The organism is Pseudobacillus sp. FSL P4-0506 (assembly GCF_038003025.1).
In the GTDB taxonomy this organism is placed as follows: Bacteria; Bacillota; Bacilli; order Bacillales; family Domibacillaceae; genus Pseudobacillus.
The window spans coordinates 257,985-282,664 of the sequence record NZ_JBBOOI010000001.1 but is presented as its reverse complement, the minus strand read 5'-3'; the positions used below and the strand labels follow the sequence as shown (position 1 = coordinate 282,664).

The following is a 24,680-nucleotide window of genomic DNA, read 5'->3' as shown; positions in this document are numbered from 1 at the left end:
ATAAAATATAAAATAAAAAATAATTCATAAAAAAGTATCAGAATTTTCACTATAGAATAAAGATAACAAATCAAGGAGGTTGAAGAAATGAATACGATTTCAAAGGAAAAAGTAATCCGTTACCGAGGCACGGAATTACACACAAAAGGGTGGCAACAAGAAGCCGCTTTACGCATGCTGATGAACAACCTAGACCCTGATGTAGCGGAGCATCCCGATAAGCTGGTCGTTTATGGAGGCATCGGGAAAGCTGCCCGTAACTGGGAAGCATTTGATGCGATTGTTGAAACGCTGAAAAAGCTTGAAGCCGATGAAACACTTCTCATCCAATCAGGAAAACCCGTTGTGGTGTTTAAAACACACAACGATGCTCCTCGTGTATTGATCGCCAATTCCAATATTGTGCCAGCTTATGCCAACTGGGACACGTTCCATGAGCTTGACCAAAAAGGGTTAATGATGTACGGCCAAATGACGGCGGGAAGCTGGATTTATATTGGCTCCCAGGGAATTGTACAAGGCACATATGAAACCTTCGCGGAGCTGGCGAAGCAGCATTTCAACGGTACGTTAAAGCATACAATCACGGTGACGGCAGGACTTGGTGGCATGGGTGGTGCTCAGCCTCTAGCTGTGACCATGAATGGCGGTGTTTGTATTGCTATCGATGTAGATGAAACGAGAATTGACCGCCGAATTGAAACAAGATATACAGACGTGAAAACGAACTCATTGGACGAAGCCATCCGTTTGGCGGAAGAAGCAAAAAGAGAAGGTAAAGCTTTATCAATCGGCCTGCTTGGCAATGCAGCAGAGATTCTGCCGAAGATGATTGCCCGCAGCTTTATTCCAGACGCCTTGACGGACCAAACATCAGCTCATGATCCATTAAACGGCTATGTTCCAGTGAATATGTCCTTAGAAGAAGCGGCTAAGCTTCGGGAATCGAATCCAGAAGAATACGTGAAGCTTTCGAAAGCATCGATGGCGACTCACGTGAAAGCGATGCTTGACATGATGGAACAAGGCGCGATCACTTTTGATTACGGCAACAACATCCGCCAGGTTGCTAAAGACGAGGGTGTGGAAAATGCGTTTGCCTTCCCGGGCTTTGTCCCTGCCTATATCCGTCCGCAGTTCTGTGAAGGAAAAGGGCCTTTCCGCTGGGCAGCGTTATCAGGAGATCCGGAGGACATTTATAAAACAGACGAGGCGATTTTACGTGAATTTGCGGACAATGAGCATTTGTGCAATTGGATTCGCATGGCACGGGAGAAAATCGAATTCCAGGGGCTTCCTTCCCGGATTTGCTGGCTCGGTTACGGAGAACGTGCCCGCTTCGGCAAAATCTTGAACGATATGGTGGCAAGCGGAGAATTAAAAGCACCGATCGTCATCGGCCGCGACCATCTAGATTCCGGATCGGTGGCGTCTCCTAACCGTGAGACAGAAGCGATGAAAGACGGATCAGATGCTGTCTCGGATTGGCCGCTATTAAATGCCATGGTTAACGCGGTTGGAGGGGCGACATGGGTTTCGCTTCACCATGGCGGCGGGGTTGGCATGGGGTACTCCCAGCATTCCGGCGTTGTTATTGTCGCGGACGGTACGAAAGAAGCAGAAGCGCGTCTTCAGCGGGTATTAACGACTGACCCGGGCATGGGGGTTGTACGTCATGCCGATGCCGGCTATGAGCTTGCAAAGAAAACAGCACGTGAGAAAGGCATTCACATGCCAATGCTTGAGAGAGGGGATCAGTGATGACAAAACCAATCTGGATCAAACATGCGGCACAGCTCGCGACTCTGGCTACAGACGTGAAAGGGCCCCGTTCCAAGGAGGATGCTTCCAATCTTGGGTTAATCGAAAACGGCAGCTTATGGATTGAAGATGGAATAATTCAAGCTGTGGGAACAACGGAGGAGTTGGAAGAGCGCTATAAAGATAAATTAGCTCAAGCGGACATCTTGGATGCCTCGAACCATTTGGTTACCCCAGGGCTTGTAGATCCCCATACACATGTTGTTTACGGGGGAAGCCGTGAACGCGAGTTTGAAATGCGTCTGGAAGGCGCTACTTATATGGAAATTATGAATGCAGGCGGAGGAATTCATGCGACTGCCCGGATGACTCGGGAAGCAACGGAGGCCGAGTTAATGGAACAAACCATTTGCCGGCTGAACTCATTTTTAGAACATGGGGTAACTACAGTAGAAGGCAAAAGCGGGTATGGCATGAATATAAAAACAGAATTAAAGCAATTAAGAGTAATGAAGAAATTACAGGAGCAGCATGCGATTGATCTCGTGCCGACATTCATGGGTGCCCATGCTGTCCCGCCAGAATTCAAGGGGCGGGAAGATGAGTTTGTCGAGCATCTCATTAATGATATGCTTCCTGTTGTAGCGGCAGAAAAGCTGGCAGAGTTTAACGATGTATTTTGCGAAAAGGGTGTGTTTACCCCAGAACAATCTGAAAGAATATTGGAGGCGGGAAAAGAGTACGGACTCATTCCCAAAATACATGCAGATGAGATTGAGCCTTATGGTGGAGCTGAACTGGCAGCCAAAGTAGGGGCCATTTCTGCAGAGCACTTGTTGAAAGCCTCGGATGAAGGCATAGAAGCGATGGCGAAAGCTGGGACGATTGCTTGTCTTCTTCCGGCAACGGCCTTGTATTTACGTGAAGAAGCTGCGCAAGGAAGAAAAATGATTGATGCGGGCGTTCCTGTTGCTATATCTACAGACTGCAACCCAGGGTCCTCACCGACCACTTCCATGCCGCTCGTGATGAATTTAGCCTGTATTTCAATGAGAATGACGCCGGCAGAAGCCCTGACAGCTGCTACGTATAATGCCGCTTGCGCGATTAACCGAGAAAAACAAATTGGTTCATTGGAAGCTGGCAAGCAGGCGGACGTGGTCTTATGGAACGTAAAGAATTATCAGGAGCTGCAATATTTGTTCGGTGTGAATCATGTTCATTCTGTCTGGAAAAAAGGCGTGCGAGTAGTAAGTGGCAAACAGACAAAGGCTAATGTAAATGCACATGTGTTTTCCGAATAGAAGGAATGTTTCACGTGAAACATTGTTGACACGATAAGAACTAATCAAGAAGAACCTTTCAAAAAGCCTAGCTTTTATGAGAGGTTCTTTTTTGTTGAATAGATATGGAGAGAAAGAGAGTATTCACGCTGAGATAGTGGTTGGAGGGATGGCAAGAAATCCCCTTGATGTGCAGAGATAATAAAGTTGTTTAAACATCCTTCTTCCATATTTTTAAAATAATTGATCGGTTCTTTTGTACTCAACCGATCAATTATATAAAAACAACTGCAATTACTAACATAAATAATAGTTGATTCACAATCTTACTTCTTTCCAGTTTAGAACCTTTTTCATCATGTTCATTAATTAAATATTTTTATTCTCTATACAGCCGTCACAAAGTTGTCACTTACGAAGAATTTGTGAAATCTATATACTGACTCTATTAACAGAAAGGAGTGTTAACATATGCCAACTACTAGAAAAGAAAGCCTCTATTTTGGTTTAATCATGTGTTTTGGAATGGTGCTTTTTATGACTCTTTATAACCTTTACCTTAATGATGCATTTGGACAAATTTCTTTCTTGGGAGGAATAACGGATTTTCTTATAGGGTTTATTGTTGCATTAATTCTTGACCTGTACCTAGTAGGACCTCTAGCTAAAAAAGTAGCTTATAGATTAACAACAAATACAACAAATGTGCTATATAAGGTTCTAACAATATCCACATGTATGGTTATTGGAATGGCTTTTTTCATGTCCATTTACGGTTTGGTGACAAGTTATTTCCACAATGGTTTTTCTTCCAACTCGGTTATCAAGGAATTTTTCTCCGTATTTTTCAGGAATTTTGTAGTAGCATTACCTTTGCAAATCATTATTATAGGGCCAATAGTTCGCTATATATTTACTAAGTATATAAAAACTACTCAAAATAATTTAGTAGTCTAACTATGTTACGTTACAGGTAGCTCCTGAGATTATTCTTTTTATGTCTTGGGTTAAATTATCTGGGGCGTTAGCTCAATAAGAAGTAAACAACTTCATTATTCATTTTTTAAGTAATACATAAGCAGATGGATATAATTTGCAACAACTTTAAAGAGCTTTACTGCGCATAGAATGTAGTAAGGCTCTTATCCTTTTTAATCAAAATTCAATAACTTTATTATCAATAGATACTTGAGGGAATAGCTACTCTTTTGCCTTTTCTAGCCTTTGAAATCACCGACTGTAAAATTTTCTCTTATGATATAATCTTTCTGTACTAGTTAACTAGAGACATAAAGGGGAGTTATTATGCGAAGAGTTGTAGGTAGTCTGGCTGCTTTATTCATTATATTTACCTTCGTCATCCATGCCTCTGCCCAATCCCTCACCGATATAGACAGTCATTGGGCGAAGAAGGAGATTGAGACACTTAATAGCATGGGAATCGTTAGCGGTTATGAAGATGGAAAATTTCGTCCATATACTCAGGTGACACGAGGACAATTTGTTGCTTATTTAGTCCGTGCATTAGATTTGCCAGCGGGTGAATCAGCATTTCCGGATGTGCCGGCCAGCAGCCGTCTTTATAAGGAAATAGCTGCTGGTAAGAAAGCAGGCTTGATTAGTGGAAATGCCAAGGGGTTAGCTCTTGCTGATGCACCGGTGACACGGTCAGATGTTGCTGCTATGCTGGATCGGGCGATGCAGCTGAAAGGCGATTATACAAAAAGACAGCCACTCACATTCACAGACGCCTCGAAAATCGGAAAATACGCATATGGCGCTGTTGAGCGAATGAGTTACTATGGCTTAATTAAAGGAACTGCCGATAATAGATTTGAACCACAAAAGGTAGCTACACGTGGAGAAGCTGTTGTATTCATATATAGAATGATGGACAAGCTCGATCTGCTAGGTGGTGAACAGAAACCGCAGCCTTCAGATAACCAGGAGGTCGTCATTCCTGTTAATGATCAGCAGTCTGTGAAGGTGAGGATGAATACGAAAGGTGTCCCGCTTATATACAACAAAAAGGTGATGGATGATCATGTTTTATCTACAGATAGCCACTACTATTATTATTTAGGGCAGGTATCTAAACCACTTGGCTCCCTTCAAGTCACATTGCGCAAGCTTGATAATGGCGATACATTTGTATTTACGAAATTTATTCACAATGGTTCTGATACGTATTCCGCTTCTGTTAGCCTGCCATTTGAGCAAGCCAATGAACATTCGATAGCAAAATACTCTTCATTCGGAACGGTTAATCAATCACATCACTCTGTATTTGGTGTTGATAAAACCTCCCATCCTGTTGGTATCCTATCGGTGAAAAACGGGACAACATTAAAAAATGAAATGATGGTCGGTAAAAATTATATTTCTCTCCAACGACAGACGAACTACTCAAACGGACAAAGATCTGTTATTCGAGAGCTACTTGATGAAAAAGAGAGCTATGAAGTAGTCGAGGATACAGCGAAGCAAACGATTACTGCCCAAATGAACATGGAAGTAAGAGGAAAAGCCATTTCTGAATCATGGCTGCTGCTCTCAGGCAAACCGCTGTTTGAAAATGCGAGTAACCGGGACGACTGGTTCAAACGTACAATCGCAGAGTATATTTCTATTAATAACTGGCTCACAGCGGATGGAGCCTACACAAAATTGCCTTGGTCTATTGAACCGGCTCATCAAATGGGATATGGACGCAATGTAGGGCGTCTACAAGGAGGCGTTTACTTAACCGTTTATAATGAGAATAAGGAGCGTTACCTTCGTGATCTCGTTGTTAATTCACTGGCCGATCTTGATACTCTTTCCGGGGGAGCATTGACTGCTGGTGAAAATCCTATCTTTGAAACCGAGTATACAAGCTCAGGGCTCAAAGAGCAGTATGGTCTGACAGCTCCTTACATTGATACCCGCCATAATGAAAACGCCGCTTTATTTCTTAAGAACACAGCCGAATCCTTAAATATTTCACAGCTAAAAGGAGCGAATCTGCGTTATGCCGATTTTCTTGTCTCGCAAAAGGGGCTTGGAAATATTATTCCAGTGACGGCATCAAGTTATTTAATTGCTGATTATTATAAGGCTGATGGGCCGAAAGTGAGAACTCATGCCTCACTTAATCACACACTTGGTGAAATGAGATTTTTACTTGAAACGTATAAACAGACGAAAAATAATGCTTATTTAACAACAGCCCGGCAATTAAAAGCAGGGGTTGAGAACTTAAACTGGGCTCGTCCGAACGGCGACCTTTGGTATCAATATAACGGCAATGGCAAATTTGGCGGCAATGATTATGAAAACTTAACGCTGATGGATTTATTGTTGAGCCAAAATATCTTTGCGGAAGTAGATATTCCGCGCAGCAAAGCGTTTGATGCCATGATTAAACAAAAAACAAAGTACCTTGTTGATAATGAAAAACCGATTATTCCAGCGGTTGTTCAGCTGCTTCGCGAGCAGGGCTTCGGTGCCATGATTAATGAAGCGTATCCTGCCACTACAAGAAAAGCAGATGTGAACGAACGACCGAAAGATACACTTGACTTGCTAGCTGAATAAAAAGAAGCTGTCCTAGCCCATGCTTGTTGGCTGTGGACAGCTTCTTTTTTATAGAACTGATTTTTTGTTTTGATTATTCAGGAAAATCCTTGCCTTAATAAAGCGTATCGATTAAGATATTATTAACAAAAATGGAAGGGTGGACCTGAAGCTATGATCTATTAATCCTATTCTTTAAGAAAAAATCGTTAATGAGTATACGAAATTTTTTCTGAATAGGATTAGTTTGTACATTTTTATACAACCAACAAGATCATTGTGTCTCTTCCATTAGGGATATCATGTCCTGTTTGACATTGTATTGTACTGATTTCCTCCTGTTCAGAAACTCTCTGAGGGGGTTTTTATTTTGGAAAAAAACATTTCAAACAAAGCAAGTGATAAAGCTGAAATAAAGCCATCGCCTAATTTATTTCGGAACCGCGTTTTTCAGGCGATTATTATTTCAGGTCTTTTTTTACAGATCGGTATATGGATACGGAATTTTGCTGTTCTACTGTTCGTTATGGAGCAGACAAATGGTGACCCGTTTGCAGTTTCAATGATTTCAGTAGCAGAGTTTGCGCCGATTTTTATTTTTTCATTTATTGGAGGCGCGTTTGCTGACCGTTGGAGTCCAAAGAAAACAATGGTATGGTGTGACATTTTAAGTGCTTTATCTGTATTTGCGGTGCTGGTAACGCTTGTTATGGGAACTTGGAAAGTGGTATTTTTTGCCACGTTGATATCAGCGATTCTTTCACAGTTCTCTCAGCCGTCGGGCATGAAGTTATTTAAAATGCACTTAGCCGGAGAGCAGATGCAGGCGGGGATGTCAGTCTACCAAACATTATTTGCCGTGTTTATGGTCTTAGGCCCTATTATTGGCACGTTTGTCTTTGAATCTTTTGGCATCAACATTTCAATTGCTATTACAGGCGCTGCTTTTTTGCTTTCGGCTTTCGCACTCGGTTTTCTACCTAAAGACCGGAGCATGGAGGAAGAAAATAGAGAAACAACTTTATGGCAGGAAATGAAAAGCGGCATTCAATATGTGTTGAAAAAGAAAGAGTTAAGTTTGTTGGGGTTATGCTTTATGGCAGCAGGGCTGGGCATGGGGTTTATTCAGCCGCTTTCGATCTTTCTCGTAACAGAGCAATTAGGCTTGCACAAAGAAAACCTTCAATGGCTATTTATGGTGAATGGCGTCGGCATGATTATAGGTGGAGCAGGCGTGATGGTTTTTGCTAAAACAGTCGCTCCGCAAAAGCTTCTTATCTGCGGAATGCTTGCGAACGCCATTGGTTTGGCGGTAATGGGATTATCTACGAACCTTTGGCTGACACTCATAGCTGAATTTTTTAACGGGCTAATGATGCCTTGTATCCAGATCGGCATTAACACGATGATTTTGCAAAGAACAGAAGGTGCTTTCATTGGCAGGGTCAATGGGATTTTAAGTCCATTGTTTACTGGTTCGATGGTATTAACGATGAGTGCAGCAGGCCTCCTAAAAGGTTTGTTCTCTCTCACCGCTATTTTTGAAGCGGCAGCCGTTTTGTTTATTATCGGTATGATCTGTGTTCTACCTTTATATAATATGAGAGGGGAAACAAAGCCGGATCCTGTGGACCCTCAGGGATAGAGTAAATATAGGGAATTAGAAAGAAGCAGCTCCTCACCCATCTTCATGGGTGAAGGGCTGCTCCTTTTTAATTATGAAGCACTTTAGCCTGCGACGTATAGAAACGATAGACAGCAAAAGCGATGAAAGACAAGATAATTCCTGAAATATATGGCAGGCCAATCATGATCGAAAACAGCCAGCCGCCTAATGGAGGACCAATAATTCTTCCGAGTGAATCGAACGATGATAGCAATCCTGTGGCATTCCCGTAGCCGCTTGTTGATGTTTTGGTAAGCAAGGCAGAAACGCTTGGGCGGATCACTCCATTTCCTATTCCAAAAATCGTTAAGAAAATAGCCGCTGTCGCAAAGTTGTTGACCAATAAGATTAAGCCAAAGCCAATGGCTGAAACAAGAATGCCGATTTGAATAACTGTGCCTTCACCAAATTTTTTCGTTAGCCTCCCGACTAATCCACCTTGGACAATGGCACTGGCAAATCCCATAATCATAAAAACATAGCCTAGATTTACACTTTCGAGCCCTGCTTTTTTAGCGCCGTAATAGGCAAATGTAGCTTCTAAGCCGGATAGGGACAACGAAATGAAGAATTGCAGGACCAATAAAATAGATACAGGTCCACGCACAGTTTGGCGGAACGGCTTTTTTTCTCGATGTCCTGCCTTTCTCTTTTCTGCTGGGAGTGATTCTTTCAGCAAAAGCAGGACGAGAAAGAAGGTTACCAGTGAGGAAATACCGGCAATATAAAATGGCATGTTCAGGCTTGTCTTTGAAAAAATACCGCCAATCGCTGGTCCAAAAATAAAACCAAGACCGGTGGCGGCCCCGATAATGCCCATACCCTTTCCGCGTTCTTCCGGCGTGGTAATATCAGCAGCATAAGCCATTACTGTCGGCATATTGGCGGCTGATAATATGCCGCCGATGATCCTCGCAACAAACAGCATCCAAAGGGAAGAAGACCATCCCATGAGGAAAAAAGAAAGGGACAATCCTAGAATTCCGATCATAATAACAGGTTTGCGGCCAATACGATCTGAAATCCGGCCCCACACCGGCGCAAAAAGAAGCTGCATCAATGAGTACACAGCCATAAGTAAACCTAATTGTGTAGGTGAAGCGCCGATATTTTCTGCGTAAAATGGCAGCACAGGAATAATGATTCCAAAGCCAACCATAACGAGAAACATAACGACAAATAAAATAGGCAATGCTTTTTTTGTTTCTGGCATGACCATTCCTCCAATTTTATTGGACAACTAAGCATCCTGCTCATCGTAATTTTATTAAAAATAATATGTATACAATAAATTAGTTTAACAACAAAACATAGAAAAGAAAACTGGGGACCTTTATTAGGGACCGGACATTGTCAGTGCATGTAAAGCAATAACTATGTATGTTTATAAAAAAGAAAACGTTCCTTTTCAAGAAGCAGCAAGAATTTAACTATGTGCTTTTACCGTTTTATCCAATAGTTGCGGGGAAAAGAGTACTATAGCGAGGAGGGGATTCCAATAAGAACAAGTATCATACTGTGCGGGTCACTCATCGTTACATTAGCCGGCTGCAATTCGATCAGTTCAACTGAAGAAAGGCCGGTTGCAGGACAAGAGGATCCGTCACATTCAGAAAGCCATCCAGGTAATGATCAACCACCTGCAATAAGCAGCGGACAAAAAAGTGCTTTGGAAGATCAAAAGCTCTTAACTCCTGAAGAAGTCATTCAAGCAACAAAAAAGCAGTTACACACAACCGTACCCGTTCAACTGCCAAAGAGCATGGATATTTCAGTAGATCACCATTTAACAGCTGAAACAAGTTCAAGAAGCAATGAGTATACGATTCAATTTATTGAAATGAATGAGCCTGTGCCGATCAATAATGATGCTTTGAAAAATGAAGAAGCGAACGTAGCTGTGTTGAGAGGAATGAAATATAATAGCATGAGCACAGCGGCTAAGCAGATTAATTATCAAGATCACTCAGACAGTGAAGGAGAAGCTGTTGATCTTGGCTTCGGAATAAAAGGATATAAAGATGCGGGGGCTGGTTCCCAGTTCATCGGCTGGAATGAGGGCCGGTGGTCCTTGGCTATGCGAGCGTTAACGGAACAAGGAGACGATCTTGAAGCAGAAGCAAAAAAAGTCGTTCAATATTTGGAAAAACATACACTGCCTGTTCCGCATGAAGCAGGGATGGTTATGCTGGACATCAGCAAAACGGGCGGAGAACACGTACAGCGTGTTGCCTGGCAGGAAAACAATGCCGTTTATGAAATTGAAACGCCGAAAGGCTACATGGAAGCTTTAAAGGTAGCAGTCTCTATTCAACAAAATCATTGACTACATTTATAGATAAAGTCCAATGGATGCCCATTAGGCCGACGAAGAAGCTGATGTTTTACTATAGACAATCAGCTTTTTTCTTTTCCTGCGCTATGTTACAAAGCTGGGCAAGCGATGAAGGCGATTGGCGTTCTTTTTTACTTGCTTGGCAAAAATTGCAGGAACGAGGGCATGTCCAATTGATTGCAAAGTGTAGTGGGGAGGCTGATTGCCGAAAAGGAGGACAAGAAGAGCAGGCTGACGAAAGGATAGCAGAGTAAAGTAATTTTATTTCTGCCATTCTTTATTGGCAGTGCCTGCACGCCGGGTTAGACCAATGGACAAAAATGAATGATAGCAACTGGACTCTTCTTCCTGAACTGATGGATGCTTATAGCGGCTTTTATGAACATAAAATGATGGAGCGGGCCTATTCATTTGGCATTATAGTCGGTGGCTATGGTGTTTCCAAGCTGTTTAAGTGGGAAATTTTAACAGGAAATCCCAGTTGTATTCACAACTATATTTAGCTTTCCCGATGATTTTATTCTTCGTGCTGAAATTAGCCGGAGAGCAGGGAGAAGCGAGAGTAAAAGACCGGCGATTTTAGATGAAATATGAATCCCAATACCCATGCTTATCAGAGGCTTCACAACGGTTATTGTCGCATCCGTTATTATGGCAAGCATCCTGATTTTAACAGGATAAAACGATTTTATTTTTTAAAAGGAGTGGGGTAGGTGGAAAAATTATATCAATTATTAGACGAGGTATTTGATGAGATGATAGCTATCCGTCGTTATCTGCATGAGTATCCGGAATTATCATTTCAGGAAGTAGAAACACCGAAATACATCGCTGAATATCATAAAAAATTAGGGACCGAAGTACGAACAGGAGTGGGTGGACGCGGCGTCGTAGCAACTTTGCGCGGCAGCAAGCCTGGAAAAACGGTCGCATTGCGGGCGGATTTTGATGCATTGCCGATCCAGGAAGAAACCGATGTGCCTTATAAGTCAAAGGTAGACGGCGTTATGCATGCGTGCGGTCACGACAGCCATACAGCGACACTGCTTGGACTTGCAAAAGCATTAAGTGAAATGAAAGATGGAATAGCGGGGAATGTTGTATTTATCCACCAGCATGCTGAGGAAGTGCTTCCAGGGGGAGCGATTGCCATGATTGAAGACGGTTGCCTTGAGAGGGTAGATGTGATTTTTGGTCAGCACATCTGGTCGAATGCACCGGTAGGAACAGTGGAATACCGTCCAGGCCCAATCATGGCAGCGGCTGATTTCTTTAAAATAAAAATTCAAGGAAAAGGCGGACACGGCGCACAGCCACACCAGACGAAAGACAGTGTGGTAATAGGTTCTCAGCTTGTCGGTAACCTCCAGCAAATTGTTTCACGAAGAGTGGACCCGCTTGATACGGCTGTTCTCTCCATTGGCTCTTTTGTGGCGAAAAATGCACCTAATGTTATTGCTGATACGGCTGTGCTATCAGGCACGGTAAGAACGTTTAGAGAAAGTACACGTGAGTCTATTGCGCAGGAAATAGAGCGTATCATAGTGGGCACTTGTGTCGCCGGAGATGTGGAATATACGTATGCATACGAAAAGGGTTATCCGGCAGCAGATAACCCGAAGGAAGAAATCGAATTCGTCATGGACATTGCTAGAACTGTTCCCGGTGTGACAGCAGTTAATGAATGCGAGCCGCAAATGGGCGGGGAAGACTTTGCTTACTATCTCCAGCATGTAAAGGGAGCGTTCTTCTTTACTGGGGCTCAAAATCCGGAACTGGGAGCAAGCTACCCTCATCACCATCCAAAGTTCAATATCGATGAGCGGGGCATGCTGGTGGCAGCGAAAGTGCTGGGTGCAGCAACTTTAGCCTATTTGAAAAAAGAAATGAAATCAATTATTTAAAGAGGAAAAATGATGCCTGTCCAGACATTTGCTGAGCAGGCATTTTATTTTTTAATCAAATATGTAAGCAAGTGCCTTCATTGCCTGATCTACACTTTCAACGGTCGCACTGGCTTTCCTCGACAATTCTTTTAATGGATGATGCAAAGATTCTGGACGGATTAAAATAAGGGGCTTTCCAAAAGTAATGGCGGCACTTGCATCCATCGCTGTATTCCACTGTTTATATTTTTCTCCAAATAGAGCGATGACAAGATCAGCTTTTTGCATCAGCACCTCTGTGCGCAAGTTGTTAAAGCTGGATGCCGCTGCGTCGCGAAAAATGGCGTTCGGCTGCTTGCCTAAAATTTCTTCACCAATAGAATCAGAACGGTCATGGTCTTCCATTGGGCCGACAAAGTCAATAGGGAGTTTGAGCGCTGCAGCTTTCTGTTTGATTTCCTCACGCCAAGCACTGTGGATTTCCCCAGCGAGATAAATAGTTAACCTCATTATTCACCCTCCTAGTAAATATTTCCTTCAGTATATCATGCTTCGCTCTTTTAATTAACCAGCATATATGTGGTTACATTGCTGAAAGAAGTTTACGGGCGTCTAGCCAAGGGAATCTCCGGCAATGTTTTTAAGGCCGTTTATGCGGTTGCCCCCATTGCTGGTTGCCTTTAAATAGTTTTCTTTTCACTGTATTCCATTAAGACTTTTTATGTTTTCGGTCGGCCAGGTTTATTAAGGAAAGTTCTTCTATTTTCTTTTCAACAGATTGCAACCGGTCTCTTATAGAAGTGATGCGGATGCTCATGGATGATAGGGAGTCCAATATTTCTTTCAAAGTTGCTCTCGGCATGCGATCTCCTTCTTCCTTTGTATTTTTTATCGTAATTTTAAAAATCAACAGAAATCGGATTCTTTATGCAACCATACACTTTAACGGATAAGTTAGTAAAGAGGGAGTTCCCCTCATGTTTTCATATGTTTAAGACAAGGAAGCACCTGGTTTTACCGTGCATTTGTAATGAATACTTCCTTATTGGCTAATTTACCCATTCGTGTATCGAAAACAAACATGCGGGGCATAGAGAGAGGTCGCTGTTTTTACAGTTCTCTAGACATAAAGTATAATAAAGGGATATTCTATCAATAAAGGTGGTGTGTACCAATGACTAATCAAAATGAAAATACAAATTTACCCCCAAAAACGTGCACGATTGAGCGCTTGGTAACAGTTCCGGCGGATGTTGAGAAAGTGTTAAAAGGACAGAAAACAGCTACACGCCGTAATGGCAGATATGCGGATATTGGTGAAATTATGACGCTTGAAGGCAAGGAGTTTGTTATTGAGCGTGTGTATTCGCAGTCACTTGGAGAATTAACAGATGAGCAGGCAAGGCAAGAAGGATATGAAAGCCTCGAAGAATACAAGGAATCGATTTTATCTATGCATCCCGGCATGCCTTGGGTGCCAAGCATGAAGGTATGGGTTCATGAATTTCAGCCTGTGCAGAAATAATTTTAAGAAATGAATATCGTTTATCAGCTTCTTCTGTATACACACATTCTTAGTGCCGTCGCATCCATCGGTCCATTTTTTGTTCTGCTCGTCTTAATTAAGAAAATGCAGACAGCTGGGATGGATGCGCAACAGGCCTACATATACGTATTTACTTCTTCTGTCAGGCTGGTTAAACACGCTGGACACGTATTGGTGGCCTCTGGAGCCTTGCTGATCATAAATGGGCCGTGGCCATGGAGTACGTCATGGGTTGTTATGACAATTATTATCATGTTCAGCTCTATATTCTTTCTCGCCCGTGCTTTTTCTCCGACATTGAGAAAATTTGATGAGCCGGGGGCCGATAAGCAGATGCTTGTAAATAAGCTGCATCGGTCTGTATGGATTTATATCTTTTTATTAATGCTCATGCTCTGGTTTATGACAATGAAGCCGAATCTATGGTAGATTACTTGAAATGATGAAGAGACCAAGCGAAGATAGACGCTCAAAGCAGCTATCTTCGCTTGTTTTTTGTTTTAGCCATGCTTTATCGTGATAATATGATAACATGGTAGTATGCTAAAATTTTCCAATTAATGATTGACGGATATTTTCAACTAAGATTATAATAGGAAGTGAGTAATGAATATTTTTTATTTTCAGATTTGGGTGGTGGTTGAATGTCACAAACGATACAGATCGGTAAAATTGCCACCTTGCTCGCGATGCTCGATGAGACAGAGTGCCGCATGTTTGATTCGGCATTTGATCAAGTATCTTTCTGCCAGGGAAAAGTAGGATCTATGAACACGCAGAAAGTGATTTCGGCTGTTGAGACAGCAGTAAAAAGAAATCAGTTAATTGAGGAAGATGTGTACAGGGAAACCCACGCTTTATATCACGCTATTCTCGAAGCATTGGAAGGGGTAACAAGAGGCAGGCTGGCCATTGGTGAAATGTTGAGAACGGTCGGACTTCGCTTTGCTGTTGTACGGGGAAGGCCGTATAAACAAGCGAACGAAGGAGAGTGGATTGCCGTCGCTTTTTACGGCACGATTGGCGCACCTGTAAAAGGGTTAGAGCATGAGGCGATCGGTCTTGGAATTAATCACATTTAATTAGGTGGTTGCACATACAAGTTCTTTGCTGCTCCTCACTAGGCTGTACGCCTTAAAAGGTAAGCATTCTTACTCCGTTCAACAAGATCTGAGGCCAGCGATTGTACATCCACACATTAATAGCACAAGCAGCAATGAAGGCAGCTGATGCGGGCAATTAGTTGCATCAACCTTCTGTGCGGGCTGTGTCAGTAAAAAGTTTAATTGAATACAATGAATCATGACCTATAGTAACTAGTCGTTAGGAGGTGATGATGGCTCATTCTTTATATGCCATCGTCGCCTCTTTTTATGTTTTAAAATTAAAAGGAGGAAAAGAAAATGGTGGAATTAACAGGAGGCTCTTTAACAATTGAACAGCTAAGAAGAATTTGTTTTGATCAAGAGAAAGTAGCCATTTCGGTTGAAAGTATGGAACGAGTACTAAAGAGCCGGTTGGCGGTCGATCGGATTGTATCGGAGAAAAAAACAATCTATGGGATTACGACAGGATTTGGTAAATTCAGTGACGTCATCATTAATGAAGAAGACGTACAGGACTTGCAGCTGAACTTAATCCGTTCCCACGCCTGCGGGGTCGGCCATCCTTTTCCGGAAGTTGTTTCCCGGGCAATGATGGTACTTCGCTTGAATGCCTTGTTAAAAGGATTTTCTGGGGTGCGTCCGGTACTAGTAGAAACATTGGGAGAGCTTATTAATCAATCGATTCATCCGTACATCCCTCAACAGGGGTCTTTAGGAGCATCCGGTGATCTGGCACCGCTCTCTCATCTTGCTCTTGTGCTAATTGGCGAGGGGAAAGTGCACGGGGAAAATGGTGAACCTGTTGATTGTGCGTCCGTTTTAAAGCAAAAAGGTATTGAACCGATTGTTTTACAAGCGAAAGAAGGGCTGGCACTTATTAATGGTACGCAAGCTATGACAGCGATGGGCGTTATTAATTATCTGGAAGCCGAGCAGCTCGCTTATGATAGCGAATGGATTGCCGCTATGACGATGGAGGGATTGGAAGGGATTATTGATGCTTTCCATCCAGCTATTCACGAAGCAAGGGGTTACCCGCAACAGCTTGCTGTAGCTCAGCGTATGAGTGAATGGGTAAAAGGCAGCCAGCTAATTACACGCCAGGGTGAAAAGCGCGTTCAAGATGCTTACTCTATCCGCTGTATTCCTCAAGTACATGGAGCTTCATGGCAGGCGCTTGATTATGTGAAAGAAAAGCTGGAAATTGAAATGAATGCAGCCACCGACAACCCGCTTATTTTTGAAGAAGGAGATCTCGTAATCTCGGGTGGCAATTTTCATGGACAGCCCATTGCACTAGCAATGGATTTTATGAAAATCGCCGTTGCGGAACTGGCCAATATTTCTGAACGCCGAATTGAGCGGCTCGTTAATCCACAGTTAAATGATTTGCCGCCATTCTTAAGTCCGGAACCTGGCCTCCAGTCTGGTGCTATGATTATGCAGTATGTAGCCGCCTCTCTTGTCTCGGAGAACAAAACACTGGCTCACCCGGCGAGCGTGGACTCGATTCCCTCCTCCGCAAATCAGGAAGACCATGTTAGCATGGGAACAACCGCTGCCCGTCATGCGAGCATGATTATTCAAAATGTCCGCCGTGTGCTCGCTATTGAATGCATTTGTGCTATGCAAGCGGTAGAATATAAAGGCATAGAAAAAGTAGCACCAAAACTTCGTAACAAGTGGGAGCAACTGCGCAGCATAGTTCCAAGTATAGAAAAAGATCGAGTATTTTCAGAAGATATGGAAAGAATGAATCAAGCTTTACACCCCATTACAAGTGACCGGCTTAAAAGAAGCGTATCGGATCTTGCTTAAGTGACAAAGGTTGCCAGTTCTCTAGGAGGCTGGCAATTTTTGTTTTATGTTCCCTACTTTTTAGGAAGGGGAATATGATATGATGAAGGCAGAATCTTTGTTAAATAAAGACAACCATTATGAATGAGGACAGCCCTTTTGGATCTTCCGCTATCTATTGAATGAAGGAGAAGATAAAGTTGAACCAGTTCATAACACTTTTAATTTACTTGATTGGAATGCCTATGGCCGGATGGACGATCTATCGTTCGCTGGAGCGTTTCATTGGCCACTTGGACGCCAGAGCAAATATAAAGACAAAGCTGAATGAACTGAACCAACTAGGGGAGTGTAGCCACTGTGGACGGTTAAGTCGTACATACCAAAGGGAGTTGGTTCGCTACGAGCTGCTTTTTCAAGAGGATAGGCTAGCGAATACGGATCAGGCTTGCCCTCATTGTAAAAAAGAAGCGTTTTTTCTGCAGGTCGAGCAATCTCTTCCATTTCATGATAAGCATATAGACTGCCTGCCTCTTGAGAAAAGTGAATATGCTGAATATGAAAAGCAAATAGAGCAACATGAGGAGCTTGTATATTTATCCAAGACGAATGAGCTTTTTAAAAATAAACTGACGTAAGTGTGTGGCGACTACATCTATAGGTAAACAGAAAGAGCTTCGTATTGTCTGAAGCTCTATTTGGTTTGTAGATCAATCTAGAAACAGAATTAGCTATTGGATTAGGGATGTGCTTGTTTTATTGCAATATGTATTTCAATCTCTCCGCTGGGATAGTATTTCTCGTAATCAAACGTATAAGCTCGGTGCAGGGCGCCTGATTCTTCTAAATCCCATATCTTGCTCCAGGTCTTAAATAGTCCTTGTTCATCGGCTGCATCCACTTTGAATACTTGATAAAGCTCATTCGCAGGAATCTTTAATACGGTTTCTGCGTTGCTTTCCATACCGACACCTAATGAATAATCTCCTTTGTAGTTATTTTCATAATCATAATAAACCCCATAAGTACAATTTTGATTGTCTACCAGACTTCGGGAAGCCTCTTCCCACAGCGTTTTAATTTTCTCCATTACTTGATCATCGTTAAAATTATTGGTTCTAATGCTGTTAACTAAATACAATTGCATCATTAATCAGCCCTTTCGAATAAATTAGCTTATTTGATTAGTAGGTAGGAAGGGAAACACAATTTTTATTTATCAGCCCTTATCAATAGAGAACAAATGTTCCTTTGTTAAAATATAGAACATTTGTTTTTGTTTGTCAAATAGTAAAAAGACCAATCGTGCTTCAAAGTAGAAAAACTCTGTTCACTTGCAAGGAGTGAACAGAGTTTTTTTATTGGTTGAGTTTTCTAGCTCCTCTTATAAGCAACCATTGAAGCGGCAGACGGCCCCATAACAACGGCTTGGGCAATTGTTTTCCGTTTAACGGTAAATTTTTAACGGCCATATAAATATTAGCGGGAAATACAGCAACGAAAAAAGTTGGCAGCAGTCTTGAAACAGCGGTCACCGCTTTGTTTAAAAGCAATAGTCCGCCGAACAACATTTCAATTACACCGCTAATCCAAACAATCTCCTTTTTAAAAGGGATTTGACGGGGGATGATCGATTGAGACCCTGCCGTTCGTGTAAAATGAAGAATACCCGCAGCAAAAAGTCCAATCCCATATAGGAATCGCAATAACTGTCTCATTCCAGCAACGCCTCCTTTCCTTTTTCTCTTACTGTACCCGATTATAGATGAAATGAACAAAATAGCTCTATAACCAGTCGAGGATTACAAATAAAAGTTCACAAGCAGATTTCTTGGGAAATAAAACTGATAAAATAATAACGAATCATCAGCATTCATTTTGAGACCGTGCCTCTTTGCTGTACAATTTTTTACAGGCGAACCGTTGAGCAAGACATTAAAGTGGGGGTGATTGAATGAGTAGTGACGGGCCATTACGACCCTTTACTATCGAGGTGATCCGCATATTAAAAGAGATTCCTTCTGGATATGTTGTTACATATGGACAAGTTGCCCGCATGGCTGGCAGTCCGCGTGCAGCCCGGCAGGTGGTTCGGATTTTACATTCCATGAGCAGGAAGTACAAACTGCCTTGGCATCGCGTAGTTAATGCTAAAGGGGAGATAGTTGTACCAGATGATAATTCCCGGAAATTGCAGCGGTTATTACTGGAAGACGAAGGTGTTCCGTTTACGAAAGATGGGCGGGTGGATTTGAAGCAATTTGAAAGTTCTCATAAAGGAAGATAATGAAACAAAGAAAACATCTGATAAAGAAGGCATGAAAGAATCAATTAATCAATATATAGTATAAGCGGAATCTAATCATTGCTTCAGTTGTTGGAAAAGTTAAAAAGGCAGTAAAAGAGATGTTCATCCATAATTAGAAAGGAGTTGATCGAAGTAGGAAGGCGGTCTCCCTTTCCAAAATAGTTTTTTTTGATTAGAATGGAGGAGAGGAAGGACAGTATCTTCCTGGTGGATTTTTTAATAATACGATAAACGTAATGAGGTATGAACATATGCTGAATGAAGACATTTATAAAGAATTGGTCACCATTTGTGGTGAAAGAAACGTACTGCGTGATGAGCCGTTGAAGGATCATACATTAGTAAAGATCGGCGGCAAAGCAGATTTTTTAGTGATGCCTGAAACATATGAAGCGGTGGCTGAGGTCATTCGTTTAAAGGAAAAGCATCAACTGCCGTTTACTTTGCTTGGAAACGGATCGAATGTAATTGTCCGGGATGGTGGAGTTCGGGGAATTGTATTGCAATTTAAGCATTTGGCAGCCCTTCGCGTAGAAGGAAATCAGCTAATTGCTCAAGGGGGAGCAAATATTAAGGATGCTTCCCGTTTAGCGTATGAGCATAGTTTAGCTGGACTGGAATTTGCCTGCGGAATTCCAGGTTCCATCGGCGGAGCGATGGTGATGAATGCTGGCGCTTATGGCGGTGAGGTGAAGGACGTCATTGATCATGTCAAAATAGTGACCCAGCAAGGCCAGCTTCGCACGTTGAAGAAAGATGAATTAGCACTCGGTTACCGTACAAGTATTATCAGTCAAAATAAAGATATCGTGCTTGAAGCTGTTTTTACGCTTGAAGCTGGTGACCAGGCGGAAATTAAAGAAAAAATGGATGATTTTACATTCCAAAGGGAATCAAAACAGCCACTGGAGTACCCATCTGTGGGCAGCGTATTCAAACGGCCGCCAGGCTACTTTGCCGGGAAATTAATTCAGGATAGCGGTCTGCAAGGAAAAGGAGTCGGTGGAGCGGAAGTTTCAACCAAGCATGCTGGGTTTATCATTAACAAAAACAATGCAACAGCAGCTGATTATATTGCAACCATTGAAATGGTCCGCCAGAAAGTAAAGGAAACGTTCGGAGTAGAACTTGAACTAGAAGCAAAAATCGTCGGTGAGGAAATAAAATAGTTTTATGAAACAGTCCCAGGATAGGGCTGTTTCAAGCTGTTGGCAAACGCTCGATTTCTTTGTTGCTGGCTTGTCTGCGATGCTCATGATTCCATGATCAATTCGCTTCTCGCCAGGAAAGACAAACGTCTTTAATCCGCCTGCAAACATATAAAACAGACTTTATCTGCACTAAAAAACAGTCCCGTCTCAGGACTGTTTTTTAGTTAAGTGTATCTTAATTCCTCTAAAACTAATTGCAGTTTTTCCAAGGAAGAGATAAAGTCAAATTGGAGTTGTTCATATAGATAAATAGATCAAGGGACAGCGGGGAGAGAACATGATTTTTCTAAGCTTTTTAATAACAATTATTTGTCTGGTTGGCAGCATTACCGGACTCGTATCCAATCCAACTGATAGTGAAAGAATGATCTTGATTGGCTGGCTTATACTCGGCATTGCGTTATTTGTATTTACGGTGCTCCGGTACAGAAGAAAAAAGGGGAAGAGGGATGACTTATCAGATTGCTGTGATTGTCCGCCGAATGTATTTAGCTTCAAAGGATTTGATTGTGACAAGGATGGAGACTGCGATTGCAGTCCGGATTGCTCACCATGAAAAGTTTTTTTATGGATCTTCTTACATTAAGTTTTATGCCTTGCCATCGTAAGCCGGAGCGGTCGCTAATTGTAAAAGGAAGGCAGTTCCCTGTCTGTTTCCGGTGCATGTTTTTGCTAATCGGCTTGCTTTTGTCAGGGCCTCTAGCCATTTATGGGCCGTTATGGCCACTCCTGCCCTCTCTTGTCGCAGCTGTTGCCGCCTGCCTCCCGTTGCTCGTCGACGGCTTCACACAAAAGTGGAAATTGCGTTCAAGCAACAACTTTTTACGAAGCCTAACGGGATTGGCAGCTGGAGCAGGTCTCGCCCAATTTGCTGTAGCGGCAGCGAATGCTGGTGTCCGCTTTATTCTTTACTGACTTTCTTTCATGACGGGCGGTTCTTTCAACAAGCTGCCAACAGCGGCAACCACTAATAAAATACCAGTAAAAAGAAAGCCTTGGGCTATTGTAAAAGCTAGCCAGCCGATTACTCCTGAGCCAGCAACGACACCGAATGAAAAGAAGGCGTAAAAGTATCCATAGGCTTTTCCGCGGTGATCAGGAGTGACGGCTCCAATGAGCAGTGAATTAAGAGAAGGAAATAGAAAGGCGAAGCCAATACCGTATAGTACCATACATAAATAAAGCAATTGAATGGCTTCAATTTGACTTGCCAAGGCGAGGCTTATTCCCATCATTGCCATTCCAAATGCTAGCGTGAATGAGGGTTGGATACGGTCAAATACTGTATTAACAGGTAAAAGAAAGATCATAACAGCTGTGATCCCGAAGACACTTAAAAGCATTCCGCTCGTCTGGGCATCGTAGCCGAGAAGAATGACTTTCAACGGCAGCATATAGGCGAGCACTCCCTGAGAAAACATAAGTAGGAATGCCCCGATAAATGCTTTCACTACTTCTGCATTTTTAAAGAAATCCCTCACGTTCATTTGTTCATTTTGCTTACTCTCTTCACTAGCTCTCCTGTTGGTACGCAACAGAAAGAATGCAAGTACACCTAACAGGAGCAGAGCCAAGGCGGTAACGGTTAAAACAGTCGTTTCACTCGTCCGGCTGGCAACGATGCCGCTGAATGCTGGTCCGACAATGGCTGCTAAACCAACAAATGCTCCAGAAATAGCTGCCCCTTTTCCTTTTTTTCCTTCTTTTGCTGCGTTCGCTAAATAAGTGAAAGCAGCAGGAACGATCAAGCCAGCGAGCATCCCATGTATAAAGCGAATAGCGAGCAGTGACCAGGCATCGACAGCAAAATGATAGAGTAATAAAGCCGCTCCTGTAAATAACAGGCCAGCCAGTAATACTCGAAAGGCCCCTTTTTTATCGGTGAGGAAGCCGGAGAGGATATTTCCGATTGTATTAGAGAAAGAATACATGCCAACAGCAAGCCCTGTTAAAAACGGTGTGGCACCGAGGCTTTCTGCAAAGGGGCTCATAATCGGCAGTTGTGTAAACAAGTCAAAAAACGAAAAGAAGATAATAATATAGACAAACACACGCATATTTTTAGCCGCTCCTATCCCGATGTTCTTCCTATTATTCTTCTTTTTGAAGAAAGTTTTGTCAAGGCAGCCTGTATTTTTTAGAAATTTCCATGCTTAATGGTTGAGTCTCGATCATAAATGATTCAAAATAAACAAGAGGATTTTCATCTCTTGGAGCATAAAAAGAGGAGTTTTTAACATGAATAAAGTTTTGTTTTGGTTGACGTGGGGGCTGGCTTTTCTCATTATTAATCTGTCTGTTGTTCCCATTACGGCATTTATATTATATGGTGCAGGGGAAAATGAAGGAATATTTTCCGCTACTTTTATAAGAATAGTCGGTCTTTTTCTGCTTGTTAATCTAATTACATTGCAAATGTTTATTGCTGGCCGCAAAGACAATAAAAGAGGCTTTCTTATTGGAGTGAATATGGCTGTCCTTCAGGTAGCAGGACTTGTCCTGTTTATTTCTACTATTTCAACTGTAGCTGTTATTTTTGTGATGGTTATTCTTCTTGTTGCGGCTGTCCTGCTTGTAAAAGAGATACGCCGGCCCGCATACTAAGCACCTGAACTGTAGTAATGGATTCTAGAATGATAGTTTTTTCCAACTCCAATGAGAATAACTGTGTTTAAAAAACTTTGTCTATGAGGGCAAAGTTTTTTTAGTTCTTAAATTTTGAGCCCTTCTTCATCCTATGATATGGTTTAGTAAATCAGTAATTTTTTGTAAAAACTACTATTGCGGAGGTTTTATCACAAATGAATAACTCTCAAGGCAATGACAACTTAGTCCCATTTACAAAAGAATTTACCAAGAACCCATACCCTGCTTATGCAAGATTAAGAGAAGAAGATCCTGTCTACCGCATCGCTTTGCCTGATGGGCAGCACGGATGGATGATTACAACATATGAAGCAGCAGTTGAGGCTTTAAAAGATAAACGATTTATTAAGGATTTTGCAAAACTATTCGGCGGCAATATGGATCATGGCAGTGTGTTTACTGAAAATATGTTATTTTCTGATCCGCCTGACCACAAACGGTTGCGCGGTTTAGTTCAAAAAGCCTTTACGCCGAAAATGATTGCAGGCATGAGGGGACGAATTCAAGAAATTACAGATGAGCTCTTAGATCAGGTGTCCGACCAGGGAACAATGAATTTAATTGATGACTTTGCTTTTCCGCTGCCGATTATCGTTATTTGCGAAATGCTTGGCGTCCCTTCAGCAGACCGCGATAAGTTTCGTGTTTGGTCTAACTCGTTAATTGAAGGGTCAAATGGAGAACACGCAGAGAACATGTATCAGCATATGACAGAGTTTGTTACCTACCTTGGTGAGTGGTTTGCCAAGACTCGAGAGCATCCGGGCGATGATTTGATTAGCCAACTCATACACGCGGAGAATGAAGGCGATCAACTGACGGAAAAAGAGCTATATGGAGTTGTCTCGTTGCTCATTATTGCTGGCCATGAAACGACTGTCAATTTAATTGGAAATGGGGTTCTTGCCCTGTTGGAGCATCCCGACCAGCTAAAAAAGCTAAAAAACAATCCCGATTTAATTCAAACGGCGATCGAGGAATTGCTTCGCTTTAATGGACCAGTTGAATTTAGTACTTCCCGCTGGGCAGGGGAGGATTTTGAGTTCAAAGGAAAATTAATGAGAAAAGGTGAAGTGGTGATTATCGCCCTCAATTCTGCTAATCATGATCCTGCTCAATTTAAGGACCCGGAAATTCTTGATATTACAAGAGAAAAGAGTCCGCATCTGGCATTTGGAAAAGGCATTCATCTTTGCCTTGGTGCACCGCTTGCTCGTCTAGAAGGTGAGATTGCCATTAACAGCCTGCTTCAGCGCTTTCCTGAGATGAAGCTCAGCGTTCACCCAGATAAACTGGAGTGGAGGCCGGGGATGATTGTTCGGGGGGTCAAAGAAATTCCAGTTTCCTTATACTAATGTGAAGAATAAATTAAAGCCGTCATTATTTGTAGATCATGGCTGCTTTAGTTGCCATGATCAGCGGTTTTGCCATTTTGATCGCAGAAAGAAGTTTTTCTTTTTAAAAAGCACGTGCCAATTAATTAAGACTTAAAACAATGAAGTGATCAAGCACAACTGCAATGAAGAATGAAATCTCCAATAAAAAAGCGCCGCTGCTTTTTAGCAGGGACGCTTTTTAGT

General features: G+C 42.3%; 25 protein-coding genes. 19 read left to right on the top strand and 6 right to left on the bottom strand.

What is annotated here, in order from left to right; genetic code table 11:
* Positions 1-87: 87 nt before the first annotated feature.
* From hutU to MKZ02_RS01340, 5 genes are all read left to right on the top strand, one after another.
* The gene (gene hutU / locus MKZ02_RS01360) at positions 88-1,761 is read left to right on the top strand and encodes a urocanate hydratase (RefSeq protein WP_120035945.1); all 1,674 of its coding nucleotides are present in this window, start codon (positions 88-90) and stop codon (positions 1,759-1,761) included.
* Positions 1,761-3,065 (top strand): imidazolonepropionase, encoded by a 1,305-nt coding sequence (hutI, locus tag MKZ02_RS01355; RefSeq protein WP_340851487.1) that lies wholly within the window; start codon positions 1,761-1,763, stop codon positions 3,063-3,065. The genes hutU and hutI overlap by 1 nt, the downstream gene beginning before the upstream one ends.
* Positions 3,066-3,515: 450 nt before the next feature.
* On the top strand, positions 3,516-4,001 hold the full coding sequence (locus tag MKZ02_RS01350; RefSeq protein WP_340851485.1) for a DUF2798 domain-containing protein: 486 nt from the start codon (positions 3,516-3,518) through the stop codon (positions 3,999-4,001).
* Positions 4,002-4,349: 348 nt separating this feature from the next.
* Positions 4,350-6,620: an S-layer homology domain-containing protein gene (locus MKZ02_RS01345; protein ID WP_340851483.1), complete on the top strand. Its 2,271-nt coding sequence runs from the start codon at positions 4,350-4,352 to the stop codon at positions 6,618-6,620.
* 391 nt (positions 6,621-7,011) lie between these two features.
* The gene (locus tag MKZ02_RS01340) at positions 7,012-8,244 is read left to right on the top strand and encodes an MFS transporter (protein ID WP_340856293.1); all 1,233 of its coding nucleotides are present in this window, start codon (positions 7,012-7,014) and stop codon (positions 8,242-8,244) included.
* Positions 8,245-8,311: 67 nt separating this feature from the next.
* Here MKZ02_RS01340 and MKZ02_RS01335 read toward each other — a convergent pair whose 3' ends face one another.
* Positions 8,312-9,478 carry an MFS transporter gene (locus tag MKZ02_RS01335; protein ID WP_340851482.1) on the bottom strand — a complete coding sequence of 389 codons (1,167 nt, stop codon included), beginning with the start codon at positions 9,476-9,478 and terminating at the stop codon, positions 8,312-8,314.
* Positions 9,479-9,934: 456 nt separating this feature from the next.
* On the opposite strand from MKZ02_RS01335, the gene MKZ02_RS01330 reads away from it, so the two are divergent.
* The 3 genes from MKZ02_RS01330 (at position 9,935) to MKZ02_RS01320 (ending at position 12,504) form a co-directional block, all read left to right on the top strand.
* Positions 9,935-10,591, top strand: a complete 657-nt coding sequence (locus MKZ02_RS01330) for a hypothetical protein (protein ID WP_340851481.1) — start codon at positions 9,935-9,937, stop codon at positions 10,589-10,591.
* 53 nt (positions 10,592-10,644) lie between these two features.
* Entirely contained in the window at positions 10,645-10,854 is a 210-nt protein-coding gene (locus MKZ02_RS01325; protein WP_340851478.1) for a hypothetical protein, read from the top strand.
* Between the two features lie 459 nt (positions 10,855-11,313).
* Positions 11,314-12,504: a M20 family metallopeptidase gene (locus tag MKZ02_RS01320; protein WP_340851476.1), complete on the top strand. Its 1,191-nt coding sequence runs from the start codon at positions 11,314-11,316 to the stop codon at positions 12,502-12,504.
* 51 nt (positions 12,505-12,555) lie between these two features.
* Here the strand turns inward: MKZ02_RS01320 and MKZ02_RS01315 are convergent, their stop codons facing one another.
* Positions 12,556-12,996 (bottom strand): YtoQ family protein, encoded by a 441-nt coding sequence (locus MKZ02_RS01315; protein WP_120035951.1) that lies wholly within the window; start codon positions 12,994-12,996, stop codon positions 12,556-12,558.
* A 199-nt stretch (positions 12,997-13,195) separates the two neighbouring features.
* The gene (locus MKZ02_RS01310; RefSeq protein ID WP_182917064.1) at positions 13,196-13,348 is read right to left on the bottom strand and encodes a hypothetical protein; all 153 of its coding nucleotides are present in this window, start codon (positions 13,346-13,348) and stop codon (positions 13,196-13,198) included.
* Between the two features lie 312 nt (positions 13,349-13,660).
* Between MKZ02_RS01310 and MKZ02_RS01305 the strand changes: the two genes are divergently transcribed.
* From MKZ02_RS01305 to MKZ02_RS01285, 5 genes are all read left to right on the top strand, one after another.
* On the top strand, positions 13,661-14,011 hold the full coding sequence (locus MKZ02_RS01305; protein WP_120035952.1) for an ASCH domain-containing protein: 351 nt from the start codon (positions 13,661-13,663) through the stop codon (positions 14,009-14,011).
* A 15-nt stretch (positions 14,012-14,026) separates the two neighbouring features.
* A complete protein-coding gene (locus MKZ02_RS01300) occupies positions 14,027-14,461 on the top strand; it encodes a hypothetical protein (RefSeq protein WP_182917165.1) in 435 nt (144 codons plus the stop codon).
* 215 nt (positions 14,462-14,676) lie between these two features.
* Positions 14,677-15,114 (top strand): hut operon transcriptional regulator HutP, encoded by a 438-nt coding sequence (gene hutP, locus MKZ02_RS01295; protein ID WP_120035954.1) that lies wholly within the window; start codon positions 14,677-14,679, stop codon positions 15,112-15,114.
* 321 nt (positions 15,115-15,435) lie between these two features.
* A complete protein-coding gene (gene hutH / locus MKZ02_RS01290) occupies positions 15,436-16,956 on the top strand; it encodes a histidine ammonia-lyase (RefSeq protein WP_340851472.1) in 1,521 nt (506 codons plus the stop codon).
* Positions 16,957-17,135: 179 nt separating this feature from the next.
* Entirely contained in the window at positions 17,136-17,573 is a 438-nt protein-coding gene (locus MKZ02_RS01285; protein WP_120035956.1) for a hypothetical protein, read from the top strand.
* A 101-nt stretch (positions 17,574-17,674) separates the two neighbouring features.
* Here the strand turns inward: MKZ02_RS01285 and MKZ02_RS01280 are convergent, their stop codons facing one another.
* Both MKZ02_RS01280 and MKZ02_RS01275 read right to left on the bottom strand, forming a co-directional pair.
* A complete protein-coding gene (locus MKZ02_RS01280) occupies positions 17,675-18,085 on the bottom strand; it encodes a GyrI-like domain-containing protein (RefSeq protein ID WP_340851470.1) in 411 nt (136 codons plus the stop codon).
* 208 nt (positions 18,086-18,293) lie between these two features.
* On the bottom strand, positions 18,294-18,653 hold the full coding sequence (locus MKZ02_RS01275; protein ID WP_340851469.1) for a DoxX family protein: 360 nt from the start codon (positions 18,651-18,653) through the stop codon (positions 18,294-18,296).
* Between the two features lie 236 nt (positions 18,654-18,889).
* Here MKZ02_RS01275 and MKZ02_RS01270 point away from each other — a divergent pair, with 236 nt between their 5' ends.
* From MKZ02_RS01270 to MKZ02_RS01255, 4 genes are all read left to right on the top strand, one after another.
* A complete protein-coding gene (locus MKZ02_RS01270; RefSeq protein WP_340851467.1) occupies positions 18,890-19,222 on the top strand; it encodes an MGMT family protein in 333 nt (110 codons plus the stop codon).
* 272 nt (positions 19,223-19,494) lie between these two features.
* Positions 19,495-20,412, top strand: coding sequence for a UDP-N-acetylmuramate dehydrogenase (gene murB, locus MKZ02_RS01265; RefSeq protein ID WP_120035959.1), 918 nt, complete (start codon positions 19,495-19,497; stop codon positions 20,410-20,412).
* Positions 20,413-20,731: 319 nt separating this feature from the next.
* Complete coding sequence (locus MKZ02_RS01260) at positions 20,732-21,010, top strand: hypothetical protein (protein WP_340851463.1); 279 nt, start codon at positions 20,732-20,734, stop codon at positions 21,008-21,010.
* A complete protein-coding gene (locus MKZ02_RS01255; RefSeq protein ID WP_142927235.1) occupies positions 21,007-21,369 on the top strand; it encodes a DUF2085 domain-containing protein in 363 nt (120 codons plus the stop codon). Before MKZ02_RS01260 ends, MKZ02_RS01255 begins: the two co-directional genes overlap by 4 nt.
* On the opposite strand, the gene MKZ02_RS01250 is transcribed toward MKZ02_RS01255, so the two are convergent.
* Complete coding sequence (locus tag MKZ02_RS01250) at positions 21,363-22,511, bottom strand: MFS transporter (protein ID WP_120035961.1); 1,149 nt, start codon at positions 22,509-22,511, stop codon at positions 21,363-21,365. The genes MKZ02_RS01255 and MKZ02_RS01250 overlap by 7 nt on opposite strands.
* 181 nt (positions 22,512-22,692) lie before the next feature.
* On the opposite strand from MKZ02_RS01250, the gene MKZ02_RS01245 reads away from it, so the two are divergent.
* Together MKZ02_RS01245 and MKZ02_RS01240 are read left to right on the top strand one after the other, a co-directional pair.
* Entirely contained in the window at positions 22,693-23,058 is a 366-nt protein-coding gene (locus MKZ02_RS01245; protein WP_340851461.1) for a hypothetical protein, read from the top strand.
* Positions 23,059-23,255: 197 nt separating this feature from the next.
* Positions 23,256-24,455, top strand: coding sequence for a cytochrome P450 family protein (locus MKZ02_RS01240; RefSeq protein WP_340851460.1), 1,200 nt, complete (start codon positions 23,256-23,258; stop codon positions 24,453-24,455).
* The last annotated feature ends 225 nt before the right edge of the window (positions 24,456-24,680 follow it).